Annotated in this window: 2 protein-coding genes; both read right to left on the reverse strand. The window is 67.6% G+C overall.

Annotated features, from left to right (window positions below; genetic code table 11):
* Positions 1-85: 85 nt before the first annotated feature.
* On the reverse strand, positions 86-970 hold the full coding sequence (gene sucD, locus ACFV46_RS02795) for a succinate--CoA ligase subunit alpha (protein ID WP_151785475.1): 885 nt from the start codon (positions 968-970) through the stop codon (positions 86-88).
* Between the two features lie 27 nt (positions 971-997).
* The gene (sucC, locus tag ACFV46_RS02800; RefSeq protein WP_019527887.1) at positions 998-2,179 is read right to left on the reverse strand and encodes an ADP-forming succinate--CoA ligase subunit beta; all 1,182 of its coding nucleotides are present in this window, start codon (positions 2,177-2,179) and stop codon (positions 998-1,000) included.
* Positions 2,180-2,553: the final 374 nt, after the last annotated feature.

Raw genomic sequence — 2,553 nt, forward strand, 5'->3', positions numbered from 1 at the left:
TTTTGGTGGTGTGCTGTACGGTGGGGGGCCCCCCCCCCACCCGGGGACGGGCCCACCGACGTCTCGGCGCGATGCCGGGGCCGACTCAGCCGCCCAGGATCTCGCGGGCGAGCTTCGCCGTCTCGGTCGGGGTCTTGCCGACCTTGACGCCCGCGGCCTCCAGGGCCTCCTTCTTCGCCTGGGCGGTGCCGGACGAACCGGAGACGATGGCGCCGGCGTGGCCCATGGTCTTGCCCTCGGGCGCGGTGAAGCCCGCGACGTAGCCGACGACCGGCTTGGTCACGTTCTTCGAGATGTACTCCGCGGCACGCTCCTCGGCGTCGCCGCCGATCTCACCGATCATGACGATCAGGTCGGTGTCGGGGTCGGCCTCGAACGCGGCGAGCGCGTCGATGTGCGTGGTGCCGATGATCGGGTCGCCACCGATGCCGACGGCCGTCGAGAAGCCGATGTCACGCAGCTCGTACATCATCTGGTACGTCAGCGTGCCGGACTTCGAGACCAGGCCGATGCGGCCCGGCTTCGTGATGTCGCCGGGGATGATGCCGACGTTCGAGCCGCCCGGGGTGATGATGCCGGGGCAGTTCGGGCCGATGATCCGGGTCTTGTTGCCCTTCTTGCCGGCGTACGCCCAGAAGGCGGCCGAGTCGTGCACCGCGATGCCCTCGGTGATCACGACGGCCAGCGGGATCTCGGCGTCGATGGCCTCGACGACCGCGTCCTTGGTGAACTTCTCCGGCACGAAGATGACGGTGACGTTGGCGCCGGTCTTCTCGATGGCCTCCTTGACGGTCCCGAAGACGGGTACCTCGGTGCCGTCGAAGTCCACGGTCTGACCCGCCTTGCGCGGGTTCACGCCGCCCACGACGTTGGTGCCGTCACCGAGCATGAGCTTGGTGTGCTTCATGCCCGTGGCGCCGGTCATGCCCTGGACGATGACCTTGCTGTCCTTGTTGAGCCAGATAGCCATGGTGTGTTGTGTCCTCGTCCTGAGTGCTTACTTGGCGGCGTGGGCCAGCTCGGCGGCCTTGTCGGCCGCGCCGTCCATGGTGTCGACGCGCTGAACCAGCGGGTGGTTGGCGTCGGTGAGGATCTGCCGGCCGAGCTCGGCGTTGTTGCCGTCGAGGCGGACGACGAGCGGCTTGCTGACGTTCTCGCCGCGGTCCTCGAGCAGCTTCAGGGCCTGGACGATGCCGTTGGCGACCTCGTCACAGGCGGTGATGCCACCGAAGACGTTGACGAAGACGGACTTGACGTCCGGGTCGCCAAGGATGATCTCGAGGCCGTTGGCCATGACCTGGGCGGAGGCGCCACCGCCGATGTCCAGGAAGTTGGCCGGCTTGACGTTGCCGTGCTTCTCACCGGCGTACGCGACGACGTCCAGGGTGCTCATGACGAGACCCGCGCCGTTGCCGATGATGCCGACCTCGCCGTCGAGCTTGACGTAGTTGAGGTTCTTCTCCTTGGCGGCGGCCTCGAGCGGGTTCGCCGCGGCCTTGTCGTGGAGCTCCTCGTACTCGGGGTGACGGAACTCGGCGTTGTCGTCGAGCGACACCTTGCCGTCCAGGGCGATGACCTCGCCGGAGGCGACCTTCGCGAGCGGGTTGACCTCGACGAGGAGGGCGTCCGACTTGATGAAGGTGTCCCACAGCTTGATCAGGACGTTGGCGACCTTGTCCGCGACCTCCGCCGGGAACTTGGCGGCCTCGACGATCTCGCGGGCCTTGGCCTCGTCCACGCCGTCGATCGCGTCGATCGCGATCTTGGCGACGGCCTCCGGACGGGTGGCCGCCACCTCCTCGATCTCCATGCCGCCCTCGACGGACGCGATGGAGAGGAAGGTGCGGTTGGCACGGTCGAGGAGGAAGGAGACGTAGTACTCCTCCAGGATCTCCGGGGCCGTCTCGGCGATCATCACCTTGTGGACCGTGTGGCCCTTGATGTCCATGCCGAGGATGTCGGTCGCACGGGCCACGGCCTCGTCCGCGCTCGCGGCCAGCTTCACGCCGCCGGCCTTGCCGCGGCCACCGACCTTCACCTGGGCCTTGACGACGGACTTGCCACCGAGACGCTCGGTGGCTGCGCGGGCCGCCTCAGGCGTGTCGATGACTTCACCGGCCAGCACCGGTACATCGTGCTTGGCGAAGAGGTCCCTCGCCTGGTACTCGAACAGGTCCACGCGCTTCCGTCCCTATCAGTGATCTCGCGGTTCGTTGGATGCGTGGGCGTGCCGCGAAGGGCAACGTGACGTCCGCTCTGTCACAAGGGAGGCGCACACGGTGTCCGAGCGCGCGGCATGTCCGTCTCGCAGGTTATCGCCGCCGGGCGGACCTCTCTAAATCGCATCTCACACGTGAGCGGTGATACCTGTCACATGATGCCGCGATCGGTGGATATCACTGGCACGGCGTGCCGAACGCGTGGACGAAGGGGAGGGACCGCATCGGGTTGGGGTTGACCCGATGCGGCCCCCTGAACAGCCCGGAAGCGGCGGAAGAGGGCCGCTTCGGTGGGCCCTGGCCGGGGTGATCCCCACCCCAATGGGGATCACCC

The sequence above is a fragment of the Streptomyces sp. NPDC059852 genome (genome assembly GCF_042731455.1).
Taxonomy (GTDB): domain Bacteria; phylum Actinomycetota; class Actinomycetes; order Streptomycetales; family Streptomycetaceae; genus Streptomyces.